The following is a 23092-nucleotide window of genomic DNA, read 5'->3' on the forward strand; positions in this document are numbered from 1 at the left end:
GAGAGCAGGAACGGAGCCTCGACCCCGTTCTCGGCTCTCCCACCCTCGGTTGCGGACACCGTCGGTCCCTCACAGGGGCGCAGTGGGGCGCCGTTCACCCGATCCGGGGGGAACGGCCCACGGCGACTCCGATGCACGAGGGAGCCTGACCGTGTGGAACGCGTGGTGCAGGTGCTGGCAGGGCTCGACGGAGTCGCGACGAGCGAGCAGCTCCGACGTGCGGGCGTCACGCCGCGGCAGCTGAGGGCCGCCGTCGAGCGCGGCGCGGTCCTGCGGCTCAGGCGCGGGTGGTACGCCGTTCCGGCCGTTCCGTCCGCCCAGCGCCGCGCCGTCGCTGCGGGCGGCGTGCTCACGTGCGCCTCCGCGCTCTCCTCCCGCGGCCTCTGGGTCCTCGAGTCGGAGCAGCTGCACGTCGCCGTCCCGCCACACGCCTCCGAGCGTCGAGGGGGCAACGGCGTCCTGCTCCACAGGCGCCGGTGGGAGGGGTGCGGGCACGAGACCTCCTCCCTCGACGGACTCCGCTCCTCTCTGCTGCACCTGCTCGCGTGCGTCGACGGGGAGGACGCGCTGATGACGTTCGACAGCGCCGTGAACTCCGGAGCCGTCGATCTCGACGATCTCCTCGGGCTTCGCGCTCTCGCCCCGGCCGGGAAGCGATGGGTGTTCGACGAGATCGAGCCGCGTGCGCAGTCCGGACTCGAGACGAGGGTCCGCCGGTGCGGACGCCGACTGCGCGTCCGCGTGCGGTCGCAGGTCGATGTCCCGCGGGTCGGGCGGGTCGACGTCGTCCTCGGAGACCGACTCGTGCTCGAGCCGGACGGGCGCGCTTTCCACTCCGGTTCGCACCAGCTGGAGGAGGACTACAGGCGCAGCCTCGAGCTCGCGGCGCAGGGCTACCTCTGCCTCCGGCTCTCGACTCGTCAGATCGTCGGCTCCTGGGACCGGACCGAGGCGGTCATCCGTGGTCTCGTCCGACGTCGCGAGCACCTCTGGTCGGCTCTCCGGCCTGCAGACCGTCCGTGATCGAGGTGGGATCGGCGCCACGGGCCGCGAGGGGCGCGCCTGTGCCTCCTGACCTCGGTTGCGAACAGTCCGAGGTCACGTCTGCGGGGACGGCGGCGCGAACAGCTCGGGCCAGAGGGCGACAGCGAGCGGGTAGCCGACGAACGAGACGATGTCGATGATCGAGTGGGCGATCACGAGCGGCAGCGTCCGGCCGAAGCGCTGGTAGAACAGCCCGAACACCACTCCCATGACCACGTTCCCGATGAAGGGCCCGATGCCCTGGTACAGGTGGTAGCTGCCCCGCAGCAGTGCGCTGGTCACGAGGATCCGCCACCGGCCCCAGCCCAGGTCGCCGAGCCGCGCGTAGAGGTAGCCGATCACGACGACCTCCTCCTGCACCCCCGCGCGGATCGCGGACAGCACGAGCACCGGCACCGTCCACCAGTACGCGTCGAGCGGGGAGGCCACGACCGCCACGGTGATCCCCAGCGCGCGGCCGACGGCGTAGAGGGCGATGCCCGGCGCGCCGATCGCCACCGCCAGGATCGTCCCGGTCCCCAGGTCCGCCAGGGGCCGGCGCAGGTCGAGTCCCAGCCGCCCGAGCGGCCGGCCCGTGCTCTGCCAGAGCAGGAACGCGCAGAGGGCGACCGGCACGAGATCGAAGAAGAGCGCGAGCAGCTGGTACACGAGGTCGAAGCCCGGGCGGTCGCTGAGGGCGCCGTTGATCGTCGCGGTCTGGTCGGCCAGGGCGGTCGAGCGGGTGAGCCGGTTGGCGATCGAGACCACCGAGTAGACCGCGGAGGCGCCCAGCGAGAGCCCGAGGACCAGCAGGATCTCGACGCGGATCCGGCGCGGCGAGACCGCGGATCCTGACAGGTCGGTGGACACTTCGTGCGTCTCCTCTGAAGTCGATGTGTTGCGCGGCGGCCGCCCTGTGCGCACGTTTCGTGCAGAAAGACGCAAGGATTCCACCTCCCGGTTACCGCTGTGTAACGGTTGCCACATGCTTTTGTGCAGATAGCGAGCGAATACATAGTCTCGTTCCAGGCATCCGCGCGACGGCCACCAGTCTCGTGCGCCGCCGCCGTCGCCACGCGCACGGCACTCCACGCGTCAGGGAAACCACTTCTCGCGCGCCCCCACACCACTGGAGGAATAGTGAACATCAGACGTTACGGATTCGGGGCTCTGGCGCTCGTCGCCGCGAGCACGCTGGTCCTGGCCGGCTGCAGCAGCTCGAACGACTCGGGCGGAGGTGCATCGGGAGGCGACGCCGCCGCGATCATCTCCACGAACGGCTCCGAGCCGCAGAACCCGCTGATCCCGACGAACACCAACGAGGTGGGCGGCGGCAAGATCCTCGACGAGATCTTCGCGGGCCTGGTCTACTACGACGCCAAGGGCGCCCCCGAGAACGACGTCGCCGAGTCCATCGAGTCGGACGACGCGCAGAACTACACCATCACGATCAAGTCGGGCCTGACCTTCACCAACGGCGACCCGGTCACCTCCAGCTCGTTCATCGATGCGTGGAACTACGGCGCCAAGCTGTCGAACAACCAGCTCAGCGCGTCGTTCTTCTCGAACTTCGAGGGCTTCAGCGACACCGAGGACAGCGAGCTCACCGGCCTCAAGGCCGTGGACGACACCACCTTCACCGTGGCGCTCAAGTCCCCGCAGTCGGACTTCCCGATCAGCCTCGGCTACTCGGCGTACTACCCGCTGCCGGCCGCCGCGTTCGACGACATGGCCGCCTTCGGTGAGAACCCGATCGGCAACGGCCCGTACAAGCTCGACGGCGACGACGCGTGGCAGCACGACGTCCAGATCGAGCTCGTCAAGAACGACGAGTACACCGGCCCCCGCGAGGCCCAGAACGGCGGCCTGAAGATCGTCTTCTACGCCACGCAGGACGCCTCCTACGCCGACCTCCTCGGCGGCAACGTCGACGTGATCGACCAGATCCCGGACTCCGCCTTCGGCACCTTCGAGAGCGACCTCGGCGACCGCGCCGTGAACCAGCCCTCGGCCGTGTTCCAGTCCTTCACCATCCCGGGCCGTCTCCCGCACTTCGACGGCGAGGAGGGCAAGCTCCGCCGCCAGGCGATCTCGATGTCCTTCGACCGCAAGGAGATCACCGACGTGATCTTCGAGGGCACCCGCACCCCGGCCTCCGACTTCACCTCCCCGGTGATCGACGGCTACAGCGACGCCCTCTCCGGCGCGGACGTGCTCGAGTACAACCCCGACGAGGCCAAGGCGCTGTGGGCTCAGGCCGACGCGATCAGCCCCTGGGACGGCACCTTCAAGATCGCCTACAACGCTGACGGCGGCCACCAGGGCTGGGTCGACGCGGTGACCAACTCGATCAAGAACACGCTGGGCATCGACGCCGAGGGCGACGCGTACCCGACCTTCGCCGAGGCGCGCACCAAGATCGTCGACCGCTCGATCGAGACCGCGTTCCGCACCGGATGGCAGGCCGACTACCCGAGCCTCTACAACTTCCTCGGACCGCTCTACGTGACCGGCGCCTCGTCCAACGACGGCGACTACTCCAACCCCGAGTTCGACACCCTGCTCCAGCAGGGCCTGTCGGACGCCGACGCCGACGCTGCGAACAAGACGTTCCAGCAGGCCCAGGAGATCCTCCTGCAGGACCTCCCGTCGCTGCCCCTGTGGTACGCGAACGTGACCGGCGGCTACGGCGAGGGCGTGTCGAACGTCGAGTTCGGCTGGAACTCGGTGCCGCTCTACTACGAGATCACCAAGAACTAAGCTCGAACCACTGGGGCGCTTCGCCCGTGCCGTCGGCCACCCGGTCACGGCACGGGCGGAGCGCCCTGTTTCGGTCACAATCGAATGAGGTCCCCATCCATGCGACTCCGGAACCGGCTGGGCTGACATGCTCGCCTACATCGTCCGACGCATCCTGCAAGCCGTCCCCGTGCTCATCGGCACCACGTTCCTCATCTACTTCATGGTCTTCTCCATGCCGGGGAACCCGCTCCTGTCGCTCTTCGGCGACAAGACGCCGAGCCCCGCGCTCCTCGCCCGCCTCGAGGAGCAGTACCACCTGAACGAGCCCTTCTTCGTCCAGTACCTGTACTACCTGGGAGGCGTCGTCCGCGGCGACTTCGGCATCTCGTTCTCCGGCCAGTCCGTCAACGAGATCCTCGCCCGCACCTTCCCGGTCACTCTGACGCTGGCCATGATGGCGATCGTCATCGAGATCGTCGTCGCGCTGACCATCGGCCTCATCAGCGGCCTGCGCAAGGGCAGCTTCTTCGACGCGAGCGCGCTGGTCGTCAGCCTCCTGCTCGTCTCGGTGCCGATCTTCGTGCTCTGCTTCATCGCGCAGTCCTTCTTCGCGATCCAGCTGGGGTGGTTCCCCCCGACCGTCGGAGCCGACGCGTCGTTCCAGAGGCTGCTGCTGCCCGCGATCGTGCTCGCCCTGTTCGTCGTCGCCTCCGCCATCCGCCTCACGCGCGGCTCGGTCATCGAGACGGCCGGCTCGGACTTCGTGCGCACCGCGTACAGCAAGGGGCTCTCGCGACGCCGCGTCATCCCCGTGCACGTCCTGCGCAACTCGCTCATCCCGGTCACGACGCAGTTCGGAGCCGACTTCGGCCTCCTGATCGTCGGCGCGACCGTGACCGAGGGCATCTTCAACGTTCCCGGAGTCGGGAACACGCTCTATCAGGCGATCATTCGAGGGGAGCGGCCGACCGTCGTCTCCTTCGTCACGGTCATGGTGCTGTTCTACCTCGTGGTGAACATCCTCGTCGACCTGCTCTACGCCGTACTCGACCCGAGGATCCGCTATGCCAAATGAGTCCACCGGCGGCGTGCAGAAGTCCCGCCGCATCGACCACTTCGTGGCCCCGCTCGAGGAGACGCCGATCGCGTCGGTCGACGCCGTCAGCCTCGACGAGAAGCCCAGCAACCTCTGGACCGACGCGTGGCGCGACCTGCGCAAGCGCCCCATGTTCTGGATCTCGGGCGTCCTGATCCTCGTCATCATCGCCGTCGCGCTGTTCCCGGGCCTGTTCACCTCGGTGGACCCCCGCCAGTGCGCGCTCTCGTTCAGCAACCAGGGCCCCGGCGACGGCAGCGTGCTCGGCTACACCAAGCAGGGCTGCGACGTGTTCTCGCGGATCATCCACGGCACGTCCACGTCGCTGACCGTCGGCCTCATCGTGATCGTGATCACGACGGTGTCCGGCGTCATCGGCGGCGCGCTGGCCGGCTTCTTCGGCGGCTGGGTCGACACCGTGATTATGCGCCTCGGCGACATCTTCTTCTCGATCCCCTACATCCTCGCCGCGGTCGTCATCATGTCCGTCTTCTCGGCCCACCGGAACGTGTTCGTCATCGCCCTGGCGATCGGCGCGTTCGCGTGGCCGACGACGGCGCGCGTCCTGCGCTCCGAGGTCCTCCGCGTGAAGCAGTCCGACTTCGTCGGCGCCGCCACCGCGACGGGCCTCTCGCGCATGGCGATCCTGTTCCGGCACGTGCTGCCGAACTCGATCGCGCCCGTCATCGTCGTCACGACGATCTCGCTCGGCGCGGCCATCACCGCGGAGGCGACGCTGTCGTTCCTCGGCGTCGGCCTGCCCGGCTCGGTCATGTCGTGGGGCAACGACATCAGCCAGGCCCAGCGCGACCTGCGCACCAACCCGCAGACGCTGATCTACCCGTCGATCGCCCTGACGGTCACGGTGCTGAGCTTCATCCTCCTCGGCGAGTCGCTCCGCGACGCGCTCGACCCGAAGGCGAGGGCCCTCCGATGACCGCCACGACACCGAACGCACCGCGGGGGCCGCTGCTCGAGGTCACCGACCTCGAGGTCGGCTTCCAGACCGGCAGCGGACTGGTCCCCGCCCTCCGCGGCGTGAGCCTCACGATCGAGCACGGCCAGACCGTCGCGATCGTGGGGGAGTCGGGCTCCGGCAAGTCGACGACCGCCGCCGCGATCATCGGCCTGCTCCCCGGCACCGGCCAGGTCACCGCCGGCTCCGTGCTCTTCGACGGCAAGGACCTCGCGAAGGCCACGAGGACCGAGCTCGAGGACATCCGGGGCCGCCGCATCGGCTACGTCCCGCAGGACCCGATGTCGAACCTCAACCCCGTGTGGTCGGTCGGCTTCCAGGTCGAGGAGACCATCAAGGCCAACGGCCTGGCGACCGGTCGCAAGGAGGTGCGCGCCAAGGCGATCGAGGTCCTGCAGAACGCGGGCCTCGCCGACGCGGAGAAGCGCCTCAAGCAGTTCCCGCACCAGTTCTCCGGCGGCATGCGCCAGCGCGTGCTGATCGGCATCGGCCTGGCCGCGGCTCCCCAGCTGCTGATCGCCGACGAGCCCACCTCGGCGCTCGACGTCACGGTCCAGCGCCGGATCCTCGACCACCTCGAGACGCTGACGAAGACCGACGGCACCGCGCTGCTCTTCATCACGCACGACCTGGGCCTCGCCGCCGAGCGCGCCGAAAAGCTCATCGTCATGTACAAGGGCCGCATCGTCGAGTCCGGCGCGTCGGTGGAAGTGCTGCAGAACCCGCAGCACCCCTACACGCAGCGCCTGATCGCGGCGGCGCCCAGCCTCGCGTCGCGCCGCATCCAGTCGACGGCCGGGCGGGCCGTGGAGTCGGTCCCCGGCGAGTCGGAGGCCGTCCGCGAGGTCGACCTGGTCGGCGCGGGTGCCGCGCACCACGCCGGCGCCGTCGCCTCCGGCGCGCCGATGATCGAGGTCGACGGCCTCACCAAGGTCTTCAAGATCCGCCGCGGCGGCCTGAAGGCCGAGGACTTCACGGCCGTCGACAACGTGTCGTTCTCGATCCCGAAGGGCACCACCACGGCGCTCGTGGGCGAGTCCGGCTCGGGCAAGTCGACCATCGCCCGCCTGGTGCTGGGCCTCGAGACGGCGACCTCCGGTGCGATCTCGATCGCCGGCCGCCGGACCGAGAAGCTCAAGGGCCGCGACATGCTGGCGCTCCGGCGCTCCATGCAGCCGGTGTTCCAGGACCCGTACGGCTCGCTCGACCCGCTGCACAACATCGGCAACACCATCTCGGAGCCGCTGCGGGTGCACAAGGTCGGCGACCGGACGTCGCAGCGCGAGCGCGTCCTCGAGCTGCTCGACCAGGTGTCCCTCCCGCGCGTGATCGCGAGCCGGTACCCGAACGAGCTCTCCGGCGGCCAGCGCCAGCGCGTGGCGATCGCCCGCGCGCTCGCGCTGAAGCCGGAGATCGTGGTGCTCGACGAGGCCGTGTCGGCTCTGGACGTCCTCGTCCAGGCGCAGATCCTCCGCCTCCTCGCCGATCTGCAGGCCGAGCTCGGGCTCACCTACCTGTTCATCACGCACGACCTGGCGGTGGTGCGCGTGATCGCCGACGACGTCTGCGTGATGCAGAAGGGCCGGATCGTCGAGCACGCGCCGACGGACACCGTGTTCGACTCGCCGCAGCAGGAGTACACCCGCGAGCTGCTCGACGCCATCCCCGGCGCCGGCATCGAGTTCGCGGTCTGACCGACGGTCACCAGGGCCCCGGCCCCGCCTGGAGCGCTCCTCGGAGCCCTCCGGAGCGGGGATCCGGGGCCCTTCGCCGTGCGGACGCCTCGCTGCGGTACGATGGATGGTCCCCCTTTTGCACGAGAACACGAGACGAGTCCGTATCCATGGCAAGTGCCACCCGCTCCGACCTGCGCAACGTCGCGATCGTCGCCCACGTCGACCATGGCAAGACCACGCTGGTCGACGCCATGCTCAAGCAGACGAACTCCTTCGACGCGCACGCCCACGTGGACGAGCGCGCGATGGACTCCAACGAGCTCGAGCGCGAGAAGGGCATCACGATCCTCGCGAAGAACACCGCTGTCTCGTACAGCGGCAAGCACGCGAGCGACGGTCCCATCACCATCAACGTCATCGACACCCCGGGCCACGCCGACTTCGGAGGCGAGGTCGAGCGCGGCCTGTCGATGGTCGACGGCGTCTGCCTCCTCGTCGACGCGTCCGAGGGCCCGCTGCCCCAGACCCGCTTCGTGCTGCGCAAGGCGCTCGAGGCGAAGCTCCCCGTCATCCTGCTGGTCAACAAGACCGACCGCCCCGACGCGCGCATCGACGAGGTCGTCGCCGAGAGCCAGGACCTGCTCCTCGGCCTCGCCTCCGACATGGCCGACGACGTGCCGGACCTCGACCTCGACGCGATCCTCGACGTCCCCGTGGTCTACGCCTCCGGCAAGGCCGGCCGCGCCTCGGCGAACAAGCCCGAGGACGGCACGCTGCCGGACGCCGAGGACCTGGAGCCGCTGTTCGAGGCGATCCTCAAGCACATCCCGGCGCCGACCTACGACGACGACGCGCCCCTCCAGGCCCACGTCACCAACCTCGACGCGTCGCCGTTCCTCGGCCGCCTCGCCCTCCTCCGCGTCTTCAACGGCACGATCAAGAAGGGGCAGACGGTCGCCTGGGTCCACCACGACGGCACCCACACCAACGCGCGCATCACCGAACTGCTGATCACCAAGGCGCTCGACCGCTACCCGGCCGAGTCCGCGGGCCCCGGCGACATCGTCGCGATCGCGGGCTTCCCTGAGATCACCATCGGCGAGACCATCGCCGACCCCGAGGACATCCGCCCGCTGCCGGCCATCACGGTCGACGACCCGGCGATCTCGATGACCATCGGCACCAACACCTCGCCGCTCGTCGGCAAGGTCAAGGGCCACAAGCTCACGGCGCGCATGGTCAAGGACCGCCTCGACCGCGAGCTCATCGGAAACGTGTCGCTCAAGATCGTCGACATCGGACGCCCCGACTCGTGGGAGGTCCAGGGGCGCGGCGAGCTCGCGCTGGCCATCCTCGTCGAGCAGATGCGCCGCGAGGGCTACGAGCTGACCGTCGGCAAGCCCCAGGTGGTCACCCGCCAGGTCGACGGCAAGACGCACGAGCCCTTCGAGCACCTCACGATCGACGCGCCGGAGGAGTACCTCGGCGCGATCACGCAGCTCCTCGCCGCCCGCAAGGGCCGCATGGACGGCATGTCGAACCACGGCACCGGCTGGGTCCGCATGGAGTTCATCGTCCCGTCGCGCGGCCTGATCGGCTTCCGCACCGAATTCCTCACCACCACGCGCGGCACCGGCATCGCGAACGCGATCCTGCACGGCTACGAGCCGTGGGCGGGCGCGATCGTCACCCGCAACAACGGATCGATCGTCGCGGACCGCAACGGCGTCGTGACCCCGTTCGCCATCATCGCGCTCCAGGAGCGGATGACCTTCTTCGTGAACCCCACCGAGGAGGTCTACGAGGGCATGGTGATCGGCGAGAACTCGCGCAACGACGACATGGACGTCAACATCACCAAGGAGAAGAAGCTGACCAACATGCGTCAGTCCACCTCCGACACCTTCGAGTCGATGACGCCGTCGCGTCAGCTGACGCTCGAGGAGTGCCTCGAGTTCGCTCGCGAGGACGAGTGCGTCGAGGTCACCCCCGAGGTCGTCCGCATCCGCAAGGTGGAGCTCGACGCGAACGCCCGCGCGCGCATGACGAGCCGCCTCAAGAAGCAGGGCTGAGCCCCGGGCGCCTCGGCGCCCGCCCACGACGAGACCGGCCGGAGCGATGCTCCGGCCGGTCTCGTCGTCTCCGCGCGGTCCTGCAGCGCGTGCCGCAGGATCTCCTCCCTGCGGGTCGGATCACCCCGCCGGGCTCGGAGAGGGAGAGGGAGTCGCGGACTCCGCCTCGAGCGTCGAGGTGACGAAGGAGACGAACGCCGCCGCGTCGTCCGGCTTCCCCGTGTACTGCTCGCCGTTCACCAGCACGGTCGGCGTCGACTCCAGCTTCTCGAGGGACGAGTTCGCCAGCGGCTGCGTGGTGGCCCGCTGGGTCGCGGCCTTCACCCAGGGCCGGAACTCGCCCGCCGTCATGCAGGCGAGGACGTCGTCGTCGGTGACGCCCGCTCCGGTCACCAGCGCCCGCAGCGCGTCGTCGTCCAGGCCCGTCGTCCCCTCCGCCGGCTGCTGCGCGAAGAGCGCCGCGTTCACGGCGAGGAAGCTGTCCGGATCCTCGTCGGCGACGCACGCAGCGGCGTTCGCGGCCCGGCTGGAGTACTCGGAGCCGGCCGAGGAGGAGTCGAGGATCGCGATCGGGTGGATTTCGAGCGTGATCGCCCCCTTCGTCAGCCACGACTGCAGCTGTTCGGCGTTCGCCTTCTCGAACTGCCCGCAGTACGGGCAGAGGTAGTCGACGTAGAGGTCGACGGCGACGACTCCGCCCGCCCGCGTGGCGCTCTCGTCGGTCGGGACGGGGGAGGCCCCCGGAGCGATCGCCGCGGTCGTCGTCGCCGTCACGGCCGAGCCGTCGCCCGCGAGGACGATGCCGTCGCTGAGCATGTTCGCCGGGCCGGCGCTCGCGACCTCCTGCTGCGACCAGACGTTCCAGCAGACCAGGGCCACGACCGCGAGGAGCCCGACGACCGCTCCGCCCTGCCCGAGCAGCCGGTTCCGACGCCGCCGGCGCCTCTCTGCTTCGCGGCGCTCCCGCGCCTGCGCTCGGGCGAGCTCCTGGCGCTCGCGCTTGGTCAGGCCGCTTCTCGCACTGTTCCCGGACATCGCCGACGACGCTACGGGCGCAGGCTTCGGCGCTCCGTGGAGTGCGCCCGCCGGATCCTGGGACGGAGTGCGGGTCCTCTCAGGGATCAGGCGAAGAGGCCGGAGCCGAGGAAGTCGCTCTCGTCGCGGGCGCCGGGCGGCACGGCGAACACGGCCGAGCCGACGTGCTTCACGTACTCGTTCAGTGCATCCGTCGCGAGGTTCCGCTGCACGGTGACGAACTGCTCGGGGGAGCGCTGGAACGAGAGGAAGAACAGTCCCGCGTTCAGGCGTCCGAGCTCGTCGTTGCCGTCGACGAAGTTGTAGCCGCGCCGCAGGAGCCGCACTCCGTCGTTCGCGCTCGGGTGCGCGAGGCGCACGTGCGACTCCTGATCGATCAGCGGGGCACCGGTGGCGCCGGCGGCCGCGAAATCGGGCTCGGTGGACTCCGTGCCGCCCGAGAGCGGCGCGCCGGACCCCTTGCTGCGGCCGATGACCCGCTCCTGCTCGCCCAGCTGGCTGCGGTCCCAGGTCTCGATGATCATCCGGATCTTCCGCGCGACCAGGTAGCTGCCGCCGACCATCCACGCGGGGCCGTCGGAGGACGGGACCCAGACGTGCTCCTGGACCGCGTCGGCCTCCTCGGACTTCACGTTCGCCGTGCCGTCCTTGAAGCCGAAGAGGTTGCGCGGAGTCGCCTGGGCGGTGGACGTCGAGGAGGTGCGGCCGAACCCGAGCTGCGACCAGCGGAGCGAGGCCCGGCCGAACGCGATCCGGCTCAGATTGCGGATGGCGTGCACGGCGACCTGGGGGTCGTCCGCGCAGGCCTGGATGCAGAGGTCGCCGCCGCCGGCCGAGGGGACGAGCGCGTCGCCGCGGAAGCGGGGCAGGGCCTGCAGCTCCGGAGGCCGGCGGTCGGCGAGGCCGAAGCGGTCGGCGCCGGACTCGTCCGTGAAGAGCGTGGGTCCGAAGCCGACCGTGACGGTCAGGGACGCGGCGTCGAGCCCGAGCGCCTCCCCGGTGTCCTCCGGGGGAGCCGTGTCCGGCCCGTCCACCGCGCCGGTCTCGCCGACCTCGAGGCCCTGGGTCATCCGCGAGGCGGCGAGCGTCCAGTCCTTCAGGAGCTCGACGAGGTCCTCGCGCGTGGTACCCGCGGCGAGGTCGAACGCGGCGAAGTGCAGCCGGTCCTGCGCGGCGGTGGTGATCCCCGCCTGGTTCGCGCCGAAGAACGGCACGGTGCGCGTGGCGGAGGAGGCCGTCGCGCTCGCGGAGGAGGTGACGGCCACCGTGCCGCCCACTCCGGCGGCCAGTCCGGCGGTCCCCGCCGAGACGAGGCCGAGCAGCCCGCGCCGCGAGAGGCGGCGGGGCTCGTCGGCGGACTGCTCCGGATCCGCGGGCAGGGCTCCCTCGTGCTGCGCGGCGTCCACTACGCGGCCGGCTCCTCGACGCCGAGCACCGTGTGCGTCAGCTGCGAGAGCGGCTCCGAGAGGGCGTTGACCGCGTCCGAGAGCTCCTTCTTCTGATCCGCGGTGAGGGTGGAGTACGCGGCGAAGCCGGAGTCGATCGAGCCGTACTGGGCGAGCAGAGCGTCGAGCTCCGAGAAGCGCTGCGTGATCCGCCCGGTGAGGTCGGCGCCCTCGTCGCCGCTGGCGGTCGCGATCGGCTCGACGTTGCCGAACGCCACCTCCGCGCCCTGGACGTTGGCCGCGAAGTCCGTGAGGTCGGTGCTCGACCACCAGTCCTCCTCGCCCGTGATCTTCCCGGCCGCGACCTCGTCGAGCAGGCCGATGGCGCCGTTGGAGATGTCGCCCACCGACACGGTGAAGCCGGGGGCGTTCACGAGGTCGGCCAGGCTCTGCACGTCGTCGACGAGGCCCTGGCCGAACTGCGTGCGCTGCTCGGCGGTGGAGGGCGCCCAGTCGAGGAGCGCGCTCGTGCCGTCGGAGTTGAGCGCACCGTCCGCGGGGGCCCACAGGTCCTTCTCGATGCGGTGGAAGCCGGTCCAGTCCAGGCCCTCGGCGACCGCGTCGACCTCGCGGTAGTCGATGCGCGGGTCGAGGTCGCCGAACGCCTCCGCGGTCGGCTCGATCCGCTCGTAGAAGACGCGGGTCGACGCGAAGAGGCCGCGCGCCGACTCGTCGTCGCCGGCCTCGTAGGCCTGCGCGAACTCGGCGACCGCGGGGAGCAGCTCGCCCACCTGCGACTTCACGTACGCCACGTAGTTGGTGACCGCCGCCTCCGTCGCCGCCTTCTCGTCCGCCGACTGCGCGGTGGCCTCACCGGTGACGGTGAACTCGCTCAGCCCGACCGGGGCGCCCACCTGCTGGAACTTGCAGGCGGTGTAGTAGGTGCCCGGCTCGAGCTGAGCGACGTAGGAGACGCTCTGGCCCGGGGTCACGTTCTCCTTCTCGCCCACGATCCGCAGCTTGTCCTCGGCCAGGATCTCGAACTCGTTGACGTCCGAGCCGCCGTTGGTCAGCGAGAACGTCACCGCTCCCGCCTCGGCGGTCGCCGTCGACACCTCGCAGGCGTCGTCGCTGATCGCGACGTCGAGCGCGGCGGAGGAGGAGGACGCGGGGGTGTTCGGCACGCAGCCCGTGAGGATCAGCGCCAGGGCGCCGGCGCCGGCGAGGCCGAGGGTGACGCGGGGGAGGGTGGGACGAGCGCGCGAGGACATGCTTCTCCTGGATCGGGGCGAGTGCGCCGGCGGGGCCGGAGCGGGTCAGACGGAGGTGGGAGCGGGAGCGGCGATCGGGGCCGCGCTGCCCCGTCGCGGGCCGCGCAGGCGGACCTGGCGGACGAACAGGGCGCCGACGACGACGAGGTAGAGCAGCCAGGCGGCGAACTGCAGCGCGGTCGGCTCGGGCGTGTAGTTGAAGAGGCCGCCGACCACGGCGGTCACGGGCGGCGGGAGGATCGGGCCGAGCGAGAACAGCGGGGTCCCCCAGCCGGGCAGGAGCGACGCCTCCTGCAGGTCGCCGACGCCGTAGGAGAGGACGCCGGCCGCGACCAGGATGAGGAAGCCGCCCGTCCAGGTGAAGAAGCGCCCGAGGTCGATCCGGACGAAGCCCCGGAAGATCAGGTACGCGATGACCACCGAGCTGAGGATGCCCAGCAGTGCGCCGATCGTGCCGACCCAGGCGCTGGATCCCGACCCCGCACTGCTCGAGGACACGCTCGCCCAGACGAAGAGCGCCGTCTCGATGCCCTCGCGGCCGACGCTGATGAAGCCGAGGACCACGATCCCGAGAGCCGACCCTGCGACGGCGCCGTCGAGCCGGGACTCGAGGTCGCCCTTGAGGCTGCGGGCGTTCGCGCCCATCCAGAAGATCATCCACGTGACCAGGCCGACCGCGAGGATCGAGAGGCCGCCGCCGATGAGTTCCTGGGCCTGGAACGACAGGGTCGAGGGGCCCCAGGTGAGGATCGCACCGGTCACGAGCGAGATCGCGATCGCGGCGGCGATGCCGGTCCACAGCCGCGGCAGCACGTCGCGCCGGCCGAGCTTGGTCAGGTAGGCCACGAGGATGCCGACGACGAGGCCGGCTTCGAGGCCTTCGCGGAGGCCGATGAGGTAGTTTGCGAGCACGCGTGTTCTCTTGGTCGATGGTGGACGAGGAGGGGGCGACTCCCGCCCCGAGTCGATCCGGTCGGCGAGGCCCCCGTTGTTCGGTAAGCCTTGCCTAACCCGGGTCGACTGTAGTCCGCTGCCCGGTCGCTGTCCAGAAGCGCCCGCAGCGGAGGCCGCGCAGGACGAGAGGCGGAGAGTGGACGCGGGCCGGGACGCAGCAGCGGAGCGGGTGGTGGCGGTGCACGCCCACCCCGACGACGAGACGATCACCATGGGCGGGACCCTGGCGCGACTGGTGGCGCAGGGCGCCTCCGTCACCGTCGTCACCGCCACGCGGGGCGAGTGCGGCGAGGTCATCCCCGAGGACCTCGCTCCGCTCGAGGGCTCGGCCGAGCTGGCCGCGCACCGCACGACCGAGCTCGTCGTCGCGCTGACGGCCCTCGGCGTCGCCGATCACCTCTTCCTCGGCGAGGCGGGCGCCCGCGCACCCGGGCTCGCTCCGCGCGTCTACCGCGACTCCGGCATGCAGTGGGGTCCCGGCCGCGTCCCGGTGCCGCTCGAGCCGGTGCATCCCGCCTCCTTCACCGCCGCGTCCGAGGACGAGGAGGTGGCCGATCTCGTCGCCGTCCTCCGCCAGGTCGACGCGGGAGTCGTGCTCTCCTACGACGCGGGCGGCGGCTACGGCCACCCCGACCACGTCCGCACGGCCCGGGTCGCCGAGCGCGCCGCCGAGCTGCTGGGACTGCGCTTCCTCGCGGTGCTGCCCGAAGCTGCGCCGCCCCTGCCCGGCGACGTCGTGATCGAGCTGACAGCGGAGGACCACGCCCGCAAGCGAGCCGCTCACGAGGCGCACGCGACGCAGCTGGTGGTCCACGGCGACGAGGCGCGGCTCTCCAGCGGCCCGCCGTTCCCCATCGGCCGCATCGAGCGCTTCCGCCCGGTCGCGCAGGCGGGCCGTCCGACGCCGCTGCCGGAGGAGCACCCGACGCTCGGGTCGCGCGTGCTCTCGGGCGTCGCCGGAGTCGCGGTCGGCGCGGTGGTCGGAGCGATCACGACGGTCGCCCACCAGAGCACCGTGCAGGTCGGCGGAGTCGTCCTCCCCGTCGGCCTGGCCGCCTCCCTCGCCGGGGTGCTGCTGCTCCTGCTCGGGCTGCGCCTCGTGCTCATCGACCGGTTCGTCGCGTTCTGCACCGCGATGGGCCTGCTCGGGACGATCGGGCTGCTCGCCCTGCGCAGCACCGGCGGCTCCGTCCTCGTCCCGGCGAACGGCCTCGGCGTGGCCTGGACCTTCCTGCCCGCCCTCATCGCACTGGTCGTGATCGCCTGGCCGCGGCTGCGGGCGGCCGCTCCCGCCGCCGCCCCGCGTCCCGCGGACGCCGACGCCCCGTCGGCCCCCGTACGATAGAGACACTGTTCGAAGGGACCTGGAGCACCGTGACCTACGTGATCGCACTTCCGTGCGTCGATGTCAAAGACCGCGCCTGCATCGACGAGTGCCCGGTCGACTGCATCTACGAAGGCGAGCGCTCGCTCTACATCCACCCGGACGAGTGCGTCGACTGCGGTGCCTGCGAGCCGGTCTGCCCCGTCGAGGCGATCTACTACGAGGACGACCTCCCCGAGGAGTGGTCCGACTACTACAAGGCCAACGTCGAGTTCTTCGACGAGATCGGCTCCCCGGGCGGAGCCGCCAAGGTCGGCGTGATCGCGAAGGACCACCCGGTCGTCGCGGCGCTGCCTCCGCAGAGCCACTGAGGCCGTTCCCGTGGCTCTCGGAGCGCTGCCCGACTACCCCTGGGACCTGATGGCGCCCTTCGCCCGCACCGCGGCGGAGCACCCCGGCGGGATCGTCGACCTGTCGATCGGCTCGCCGGTGGACCCGACACCCGCTCCCATCCGCGATGCGCTCGCCCGCGCGACGGACTCGCACGCCTACCCCACGACCGTGGGCACCCCCGCTCTGCGCGAGGCGATCGCCGCCTGGTACGCGCGGCGCCGCGGAGTCGAGGGCCTCGGGGTCGACGAGGTCCTGCCGACGATCGGCTCCAAGGAGCTCGTCGCCTGGCTGCCCTTCCTCCTCGGGCTCGGGGAGGGGGACGTGGTCGTGCATCCGCGCGCCGCCTACCCGACGTACGCGATGGGCGCGGCGATCGCCGGGGCCGGGGCGCTCGCCTCCGACGACCCCGCCGAGTGGCCCGGGACGACCCGCCTGGTCTGGCTCAACTCTCCCGGCAACCCCGACGGCGCCGTGCTCGACGTGCCCGCCCTGCAGCGCGCCGTCGCCCGGGCCCGTGAGCTGGGTGCCGTGATCGCCGGGGACGAGTGCTACGCCGAGCTCGGCTGGGACGGCCGCTGGGCCGGCGAGCCGATCCCGAGCGTCCTCGACCCGCGCGTCGTGGGCGAGGACCGCACCGGGGTCCTCGGCGTCTACTCGCTGAGCAAGCAGTCGAACCTCGCCGGCTACCGAGCCGCCTTCGTCGCCGGGGACGCGTCCCTGATCGCGCGCCTGGTGACCGTCCGCAAGCACGCGGGCATGATCGTGCCCGGTCCGCTGCAGGAGGCGATGATCGTCGCCCTCGCCGACGACGAGCACGTCGCCGCGCAGAAGGAGCGCTACCGCTCCCGCCGCGACCGCCTCCGGCCCGCCCTCGAGTCCGCGGGCTTCCGGATCGACCGCAGCGAGGCCGGCCTCTACCTGTGGGCGACCGAGGGCCGCCCGGCCTGGGAGTCCATCGACCGGCTCGCCCGCCTCGGCGTCCTCGCGGGCCCCGGCGTCTTCTACGGCGACGGCTTCCCTGAGCACGTCCGCCTCTCGCTGACGGCCTCCGACGAGCGGATCGACGCGGCCGTCGAGCGCCTGTCCGGCGGCCTCTGAGGCGCTCGACGCACCCGATCCTGGCGGGTTCCGACAAGGCCCCGGGCCCAGCGCTGGGCGATGTCACAGTGCCCCCGCTTTGCCCATAGGCTGTATGTGGTTCGGTCGACGGCGCCTCGCGAGGCCCCGGCTGCACCACGATCCAGACCCGGCGCCGCCCGCTCCGCGCGAGCGCTTCCGGGGTGCGACCGCGACGACCTGGGAGGCGTTGTGACCGAATCCGGCACGCAGAGCGACGGAACCGCGACGGTGGGCTCCACGGAGTCCGCGACCGGGAGCGCCACGACGCCGCCTCCCGCGCCGGCGGAGCAGGAGCTCCCCGAGAAGGTCACGCTCACCTTCGGCGACCGCACCGCGGACTTCCCGGTCCTGCGGAGCGTCGACGGCTCCTCGAGCATCGACTTCTCGACGCTGTCGAAGCAGACCGGTCTCATGTCGCTCGACTACGGCTTCGTGAACACGGCGGCCACCAAGTCGCAGATCACCTACATCGACGGCGACCAGGGGATCCTCCGCTACCGCGGCTACCCGATCGAGGAGGTGGCCACCAACGCGACCTACCTCGAGGTGGCCTGGCTCCTCATCTACGGCGAGCTGCCGACCGCCGACGAGCTCGCGGGCTTCGACGAGCGGATCCGCCGCCACACGCTCCTCCACGAGGACCTCAAGCGCTTCTTCGACGCGCTCCCGCACAGCGCGCACCCCATGTCGGTGCTCTCGGCCGGAGTCTCGGCCCTGTCGACGTACTACGAGGACAGCTCCAACCCGAAGGACCCGGAGGCGGTGGAGCTCACCACCATCCGCCTCCTGGCGAAGCTGCCCGTGATGGCGGCGTACGCCCACAAGAAGGCGATCGGCCAGGCGTTCCTCTACCCGGACAACTCGCTGAGCTTCGTCGACAACTTCCTCCGCCTCAACTTCGGCACGATGGCCGAGCAGTACCAGGTCGACCCGGTGCTCTCGAAGGCGCTCGACCGCCTCCTGATCCTCCACGAGGACCACGAGCAGAACGCGTCGACGTCGACCGTCCGCCTCGTCGGCTCCACCGAGGCGAACCTCTACGCCTCCGTGTCGGCCGGCATCAACGCCCTGTTCGGCCCGCTGCACGGCGGAGCGAACGAGGCGGTGCTCACCATGCTCGGCCGGATCCGCGAGTCGGGCGAGAGCGTGTCGACCTTCGTCGAGCGGGTGAAGAACAAGGAGGAGGGCGTGCGCCTGATGGGCTTCGGCCACCGGGTGTACAAGAACTACGACCCGCGCGCGAAGCTGGTCAAGGAGAGCGCCTCGGAGGTCCTGCAGGCCCTCGGCGTGAAGGACCCGCTGCTCGACATCGCGATGGAGCTCGAGGCCCTCGCGCTCGAGGACGACTACTTCAAGGAGCGGCGCCTCTACCCGAACGTCGACTTCTACACGGGCGTCATCTACAAGGCGATGGGCTTCCCGACCCGGATGTTCACCGTGCTCTTCGCGATCGGCCGCCTGCCCGGCTGGATCGCGCACTGGCGCGAGATGAACACCGACAAGCAGACCAAGATCGGCCGCCCGCAGCAGCTCTACATGGGCTCGCCCGAGCGCCACTGGCCGACCGACCGCTGACCGCGTATCGAGACCTCGCGTCCGTCCTGTTCGCGAGGTCCCGTCCGCTCCCGCCTGGACCTTGTCAGCCCTTTGCTGGTCGAGTAGTCCGCGCAGGTCCCTTGCTGGTCGAGTAGTCCGCGCAGCGGACGTATCGAGACCTCGCGTCCGTGCTGTTCGCGAGGTCCCGTCCGCTCCCGACTGGACCAGATCCGTCCCTTGCTGGTCGAGTAGTCCGCGCAGGACCTTGCTGGTCGAGTAGTCCGCGCAGCGGATGTATCGAGACCTCCTCCACAGGCGCGCTCTCCTGCGTCCTCTCCCCGATCGGCGCCGAAGACACGGACGTGGGCGACCTCGATCGCCATGCTCGGGCTCATGCCTTCCGTCTACATCCTGGAATGCTCCGATGGCAGCTACTACGTCGGAAGCACTCGCACTCTCGCCCGCCGTGTCGACGCCCACATGATGGGCCTCGGGGCTGCCTACACTCGCTCCCGACTCCCGGTCCGGCTCCTCTGGCACGAGGAGTTCGAGAACATCGCCGAGGCGTTCTGGTGGGAGAAGCGGATCCAGAACTGGAGCAGGGCCAAGCGGGAGGCCCTGATGCGTGGCGACTACACCGCGTTGCGTCGTGCAGCGAAGAAGCGGTTCGAGCCCCGGGCGCCGGTCGATGAGGCGGAGTGATCGTCTCGCGCTGCGTGGGAGACGGCGATACGCCGCCCAGGGCGATGCTCGACCGAATGGCGGCTTATTGGTGGGTCTCGATACGCCGCCTGCGGCGGCTACTCGACCAGCAAGGGTTCCGAGTGAGCGTGGGGGTGGGAGTGGGTCTCGATACGCCGCCTGCGGCGGCTACTCGACCAGCAAGGGTTCCGAGTGAACGTGGGGGTGGGGGTGGGTCTCGATACGCCGCCTGGGGCGGCTACTCGACCAGCAAGGGCGCCTGGGGCGGCTGCTCGACCGGCAAGGTGTCGACCTGCAGGGTGGCCGGGCGGGCGCGCGCCGGCGGGGTCAGGCGTGCAGGGCGGCGTTCAGCTCGATGCCGGCGCCGGTGCGGGGGAGGACCTCGACGGCGCCGGTGAGGGAGTTGCGACGGAAGAGCAGGTTCGGCACGCCCGAGAGCTGCACGGCCTTCACGGTCTGCGGGGCGCCGTCGGCGTGCGGCGCTCCGCCGACCACGACCACCTTGGTGCCGGCGGTCACGTAGAGGCCGGCCTCGACGACGGTGTCGTCGCCGAGGGAGATGCCGATGCCCGAGTTCGCACCCAGCAGCGCCCGCGCGCCGATCGAGACGCGCTGCACTCCTCCGCCCGAGAGAGTGCCCATGATGGAGGCGCCGCCGCCGATGTCCGAGCCGTCGCCGACCACGACGCCCTGCGAGATGCGCCCCTCGACCATCGAGCTGCCGAGGGTCCCGGCGTTGAAGTTGACGAAGCCCTCGTGCATGACCGTGGTGCCGGGCGCCAGGTGCGCCCCGAGCCGGACGCGCGAGGTGTCCGCGATGCGCACCTTCGCGGGGGTGACGTAGTCGGTCAGCCGCGGGAACTTGTCGATCCCGGTGGCCTGGATGCCGTGGCGGCGGAGCGAGGGGCGCAGGCGGGTGAACGACTCCGGCGAGACCGGACCGGCGTTCGTCCACACCACGTTCGGCAGGTGGGCGAAGACGCCGTCCAGGTTCACCTCGTTCGGGCGGACCAGGAGGTGCGAGAGCAGGTGCAGACGCAGGTAGGCGTCGGACGTGGAGGCGGGCGGCGCCTGCACGTCGATCTGCAGCGTGACCACGTCGATCCGGACCTCGCGGCGCGGATCCTCGCCGGCCTGCTCCTCGAACTCCGCCGGCACGATCCAGGGGTCGCGGCCCGCCGGGATGGTGCCGAGGCGCGGCTCCGGGAACCAGGTGTCGAGGACGGTGCCGTCGGCGGCCACGGTGGCGAGCCCGTATCCCCAGGCGGAGGCGGGCGCGGAGGAGTCTGCGGAATGCTCGAGGGTCATGCCGATCAGGGTAGCGCGGAGCGTGCGGCCGCTACCCTGGGGCGCATGGCCGATGCGACCACCGCCCCTCCGCTCGATCTGCGCACCGATCCGGTCGCCCTGACGCGGATCCTCTGCGACATCCCGTCCGTCTCGGGCGATGAGCTCGAGATCGCGGACGCGGTGCAGTGGGCGCTCGAGCAGTACGACCACCTCGAGGTGATCCGCGACGGTCACACCGTCGTGGCGCGCACGAATCTCGGTCTCGCGCAGCGTGTCGTGATCGCCGGGCACCTCGACACCGTGCCGGTGAACGGCAACCTGCCGGTCGTCGCCGAGACGATCGACGGCGTCGAGCACCTCGTCGGCCGCGGGACCGTCGACATGAAGGCGGGAGTGGCCGTGCAGCTCGTCCTCGCCGCCGAGCTCACCGATCCGGCCGTCGACATCACCTGGATGTGGTACGACAACGAGGAGGTGGCGGCGGACCTCAACGGACTGGGCCGCCTCTCCCGCCACCGCCCCGATCTCTTCTCCGCCGATTTCGCCGTCCTCGGCGAGCCGACGAGCGGCGCTGTGGAGGGCGGCTGCAACGGAACCCTGCGGGTCGACGTGGTGACCCGCGGCGTCCGAGCCCACTCCGCCCGCAGCTGGGTCGGCGAGAACGCGATCCACGCCGCCGCACCCGTCCTGGACCGCCTCGCCGCCTACGAGCCGCGCGAGGTCGAGGTCGAGGGGCTGGTGTACCGGGAGGGTGTCAACGCCGTCCGGATCACCGCCGGGGTCGCGGGCAACGTGATCCCCGACCTCTGCACGGTGCAGGTGAACTACCGCTTCGCGCCCGACCGCTCCGGGGAGGAGGCGCTCGCCCACCTGCAGGAGCTGTTCGAGGGCTTCGAGGTGACGGTGGACGATCTGGCCGAGGGGGCCCGCCCGGGCCTGGACGCGCCTCTCGCTCAGGCCTTCCTCGCGGCCGTCGGAGCGGAGGCGAAGCCGAAGTACGGCTGGACGGACGTCGCCCGGTTCTCCGCCCTGGGCATCCCCGCGGTCAACTACGGGCCCGGCGATCCGCTCCGCGCCCACGCCGACGACGAGCGCGTGGCGGTGCACGAGATCACCGAGTGCGCCGAGAGCCTGCGTCGCTGGCTGACAGCGTCCTCGTGAGCGCGACCGCCACGGCCGTCCCCGTCCGCCTCCGCCTGCGCCTGGTCCCGTGGTGGGCGCGGGTCCTCCTGGTGTACGTCGCGACCCGTGTGATCACGACCGTGATCCTGCTGCAGTTCGCTGCGCACCAGCTCGCGAACCCGTGGACCGGGCCCTCCCCGTCCTACTCGGCGTTCGCGTCGATGTGGGACGGCCGCTGGTACGAGATCATCGCGGCCACCGGCTACCCCGGCTTCCTGCCGATCACGCAGGACGGGCACGTGGGGGAGAACGCCTGGGCGTTCATGCCTCTCTATCCCGGTGTCGTGAAGGTGCTGATGGCGGTCACGGGCCTCACCTGGGCTCCGGCGGCCGTCACCGTCTCCGTGCTCTGCGGAGCCGGCACCTGCCTCGTCCTGTATCGCCTCTTCCGGCACTCCCTCGGCGAGTCGCAGTCGCTGACGGCGGTGCTGCTGTTCTGCGTGGCGCCGACTTCGCCGCTGATCCAGCTCGCCTACGCGGAGTCGATGGCGATGCTCCTGACCGCGATCACGCTCCTCCTCCTGGTGCGGCGCCGCTGGCTCGCGGTCGTGCCGGTGGTGCTGCTGCTGGGCCTGACGCGGCCGAGCGGGCTCGCCTTCGCCGCCGCGCTGGGCCTCTACGTCGTCTACCGGTCCGTCCGGCGCCGCACGGAGCCGTTCCCGCGGTCGGAGTGGCTGCCGGCCCTGGGGCTGACGGCGTGGGGGCTCGTGGTCGGCTTCCTCTGGCCCGCCGTGGCGTGGGCCGTCACCGGGTCGATGACCGCGTACACCGACACCGAGCTGGCCTGGCGCGCGGTCTACATCGGCTACCAGGAGCTGCTCCCGCTGACCCCGTGGTTCCAGGGCGGCGCCTGGTGGGGCTCGTGGTGGTTCGGGGCTCCGGCCGTGGGCGTCGTGCTGGTGGTGCTCCTGCTGGCGGCGTTCGTCGGCGTCCTCGCCGCACCGTGGACGCGGAGGCTGGACCTTTTCAGCCGGGCCTGGGTCGCCGGGTACGGCGTTTACCTGCTGGCCTTCTTCTTCCCGCAGTCGAGCACCTTCCGGCTGCTGGGCCCGATGTTCCCGCTCGTCGGAGCGCTGGCGGTCCCGCGCTCGCCGGTCTTCCGCGTCGCGCTGGTCCTGCTCGGGATCGGCGGCCAGATCGTCTGGATCTCGCTGTGCTGGGCCGTCGCCGGATCGGACTGGACTCCGCCGTGATCGCTCCGCGCGTGCAGCCGGCGCGGTGCCCCTCCGGGGACTCCCGACTCCCGCGCGGGTATGCTCGTCGGAATGTCTCCCCTCACGCCAGCCGGTGAGCCGCGACACGCGTCGCCCCTCCTT

The 23092-nt window shown here is 71.0% G+C and carries 19 protein-coding genes; 13 read left to right on the top strand and 6 right to left on the bottom strand.

Translation table 11 applies throughout. The features are described from left to right. Positions 1-153: 153 nt before the first annotated feature. The gene (locus C5D08_RS11990) at positions 154-1023 is read left to right on the top strand and encodes a type IV toxin-antitoxin system AbiEi family antitoxin domain-containing protein (RefSeq protein ID WP_104277222.1); all 870 of its coding nucleotides are present in this window, start codon (positions 154-156) and stop codon (positions 1021-1023) included. Positions 1024-1098: 75 nt separating this feature from the next. Here C5D08_RS11990 and C5D08_RS11995 read toward each other — a convergent pair whose 3' ends face one another. Continuing rightward, a complete protein-coding gene (locus C5D08_RS11995) occupies positions 1099-1893 on the bottom strand; it encodes a CPBP family intramembrane glutamic endopeptidase (protein ID WP_258064997.1) in 795 nt (264 codons plus the stop codon). A gap of 270 nt (positions 1894-2163) precedes the next feature. Between C5D08_RS11995 and C5D08_RS12000 the strand changes: the two genes are divergently transcribed. From C5D08_RS12000 to typA, 5 genes are all read left to right on the top strand, one after another. After that, complete coding sequence (locus tag C5D08_RS12000; protein WP_104277224.1) at positions 2164-3783, top strand: ABC transporter substrate-binding protein; 1620 nt, start codon at positions 2164-2166, stop codon at positions 3781-3783. Positions 3784-3910: 127 nt separating this feature from the next. After that, positions 3911-4840, top strand: coding sequence for an ABC transporter permease (locus tag C5D08_RS12005; protein ID WP_104222975.1), 930 nt, complete (start codon positions 3911-3913; stop codon positions 4838-4840). Continuing rightward, complete coding sequence (locus tag C5D08_RS12010) at positions 4830-5798, top strand: ABC transporter permease (RefSeq protein ID WP_104277225.1); 969 nt, start codon at positions 4830-4832, stop codon at positions 5796-5798. Before C5D08_RS12005 ends, C5D08_RS12010 begins: the two co-directional genes overlap by 11 nt. Continuing rightward, positions 5795-7531 carry an ABC transporter ATP-binding protein gene (locus C5D08_RS12015; RefSeq protein ID WP_104277226.1) on the top strand — a complete coding sequence of 579 codons (1737 nt, stop codon included), beginning with the start codon at positions 5795-5797 and terminating at the stop codon, positions 7529-7531. The genes C5D08_RS12010 and C5D08_RS12015 overlap by 4 nt, the downstream gene beginning before the upstream one ends. A gap of 149 nt (positions 7532-7680) precedes the next feature. Beyond that, positions 7681-9585: a translational GTPase TypA gene (typA, locus tag C5D08_RS12020; protein WP_104222978.1), complete on the top strand. Its 1905-nt coding sequence runs from the start codon at positions 7681-7683 to the stop codon at positions 9583-9585. Between the two features lie 120 nt (positions 9586-9705). Here the strand turns inward: typA and C5D08_RS12025 are convergent, their stop codons facing one another. The 4 genes from C5D08_RS12025 to efeU all read right to left on the bottom strand — a co-directional run bounded on the left by C5D08_RS12025 (position 9706) and on the right by efeU (position 14188). After that, positions 9706-10620, bottom strand: coding sequence for a thioredoxin domain-containing protein (locus C5D08_RS12025; RefSeq protein WP_104277227.1), 915 nt, complete (start codon positions 10618-10620; stop codon positions 9706-9708). A gap of 86 nt (positions 10621-10706) precedes the next feature. Beyond that, positions 10707-12026, bottom strand: a complete 1320-nt coding sequence (gene efeB / locus C5D08_RS12030; RefSeq protein ID WP_374953929.1) for an iron uptake transporter deferrochelatase/peroxidase subunit — start codon at positions 12024-12026, stop codon at positions 10707-10709. Continuing rightward, the gene (gene efeO / locus C5D08_RS12035; protein WP_104277228.1) at positions 12026-13276 is read right to left on the bottom strand and encodes an iron uptake system protein EfeO; all 1251 of its coding nucleotides are present in this window, start codon (positions 13274-13276) and stop codon (positions 12026-12028) included. The genes efeB and efeO overlap by 1 nt, the downstream gene beginning before the upstream one ends. 45 nt (positions 13277-13321) lie before the next feature. Next, positions 13322-14188: an iron uptake transporter permease EfeU gene (gene efeU / locus C5D08_RS12040; RefSeq protein WP_104277229.1), complete on the bottom strand. Its 867-nt coding sequence runs from the start codon at positions 14186-14188 to the stop codon at positions 13322-13324. Positions 14189-14366: 178 nt separating this feature from the next. Between efeU and C5D08_RS12045 the strand changes: the two genes are divergently transcribed. The 5 genes from C5D08_RS12045 to C5D08_RS12065 all read left to right on the top strand — a co-directional run bounded on the left by C5D08_RS12045 (position 14367) and on the right by C5D08_RS12065 (position 19304). After that, the gene (locus C5D08_RS12045; protein ID WP_146086038.1) at positions 14367-15575 is read left to right on the top strand and encodes a PIG-L family deacetylase; all 1209 of its coding nucleotides are present in this window, start codon (positions 14367-14369) and stop codon (positions 15573-15575) included. A 29-nt stretch (positions 15576-15604) separates the two neighbouring features. Continuing rightward, complete coding sequence (gene fdxA, locus C5D08_RS12050) at positions 15605-15925, top strand: ferredoxin (protein WP_104277231.1); 321 nt, start codon at positions 15605-15607, stop codon at positions 15923-15925. Between the two features lie 10 nt (positions 15926-15935). After that, positions 15936-17045 carry a succinyldiaminopimelate transaminase gene (gene dapC / locus C5D08_RS12055; RefSeq protein WP_104277232.1) on the top strand — a complete coding sequence of 370 codons (1110 nt, stop codon included), beginning with the start codon at positions 15936-15938 and terminating at the stop codon, positions 17043-17045. Positions 17046-17255: 210 nt separating this feature from the next. Continuing rightward, positions 17256-18641: a citrate synthase gene (locus C5D08_RS12060; RefSeq protein WP_258067396.1), complete on the top strand. Its 1386-nt coding sequence runs from the start codon at positions 17256-17258 to the stop codon at positions 18639-18641. Positions 18642-18995: 354 nt separating this feature from the next. Then, positions 18996-19304 carry a GIY-YIG nuclease family protein gene (locus C5D08_RS12065; RefSeq protein ID WP_219815175.1) on the top strand — a complete coding sequence of 103 codons (309 nt, stop codon included), beginning with the start codon at positions 18996-18998 and terminating at the stop codon, positions 19302-19304. Between the two features lie 327 nt (positions 19305-19631). On the opposite strand, the gene dapD is transcribed toward C5D08_RS12065, so the two are convergent. Next, positions 19632-20612 (bottom strand): 2,3,4,5-tetrahydropyridine-2,6-dicarboxylate N-succinyltransferase, encoded by a 981-nt coding sequence (dapD, locus tag C5D08_RS12070; protein WP_104277234.1) that lies wholly within the window; start codon positions 20610-20612, stop codon positions 19632-19634. A gap of 45 nt (positions 20613-20657) precedes the next feature. On the opposite strand from dapD, the gene dapE reads away from it, so the two are divergent. Continuing rightward, the gene (gene dapE / locus C5D08_RS12075; RefSeq protein ID WP_104277235.1) at positions 20658-21755 is read left to right on the top strand and encodes a succinyl-diaminopimelate desuccinylase; all 1098 of its coding nucleotides are present in this window, start codon (positions 20658-20660) and stop codon (positions 21753-21755) included. Further along, positions 21752-22969 carry a hypothetical protein gene (locus C5D08_RS12080; RefSeq protein WP_258067397.1) on the top strand — a complete coding sequence of 406 codons (1218 nt, stop codon included), beginning with the start codon at positions 21752-21754 and terminating at the stop codon, positions 22967-22969. The genes dapE and C5D08_RS12080 overlap by 4 nt, the downstream gene beginning before the upstream one ends. Positions 22970-23092 lie beyond the last annotated feature (123 nt).

It is taken from the genome of Rathayibacter sp. AY1B6, from assembly GCF_002932755.1.
Classification (GTDB): Bacteria; Actinomycetota; Actinomycetes; order Actinomycetales; family Microbacteriaceae; genus Rathayibacter.

What these genes read in the sequence shown, in the direction of transcription:
- C5D08_RS12005 (WP_104222975.1), top strand. Translation starts at nt 3,911, where the DNA reads ATGCTCGCCTACATCGTCCGACGCATCCTGCAAGCCGTCCCCGTGCTC.
- C5D08_RS12010 (WP_104277225.1), top strand. Translation starts at nt 4,830, where the DNA reads ATGCCAAATGAGTCCACCGGCGGCGTGCAGAAGTCCCGCCGCATCGAC.
- C5D08_RS12015 (WP_104277226.1), top strand. Translation starts at nt 5,795, where the DNA reads ATGACCGCCACGACACCGAACGCACCGCGGGGGCCGCTGCTCGAGGTC.
- typA (WP_104222978.1), top strand. Translation starts at nt 7,681, where the DNA reads ATGGCAAGTGCCACCCGCTCCGACCTGCGCAACGTCGCGATCGTCGCC.
- C5D08_RS12025 (WP_104277227.1), bottom strand. Translation starts at nt 10,620, where the DNA reads ATGTCCGGGAACAGTGCGAGAAGCGGCCTGACCAAGCGCGAGCGCCAG.
- efeO (WP_104277228.1), bottom strand. Translation starts at nt 13,276, where the DNA reads ATGTCCTCGCGCGCTCGTCCCACCCTCCCCCGCGTCACCCTCGGCCTC.
- C5D08_RS12065 (WP_219815175.1), top strand. Translation starts at nt 18,996, where the DNA reads ATGCCTTCCGTCTACATCCTGGAATGCTCCGATGGCAGCTACTACGTC.
- dapD (WP_104277234.1), bottom strand. Translation starts at nt 20,612, where the DNA reads ATGACCCTCGAGCATTCCGCAGACTCCTCCGCGCCCGCCTCCGCCTGG.
- dapE (WP_104277235.1), top strand. Translation starts at nt 20,658, where the DNA reads ATGGCCGATGCGACCACCGCCCCTCCGCTCGATCTGCGCACCGATCCG.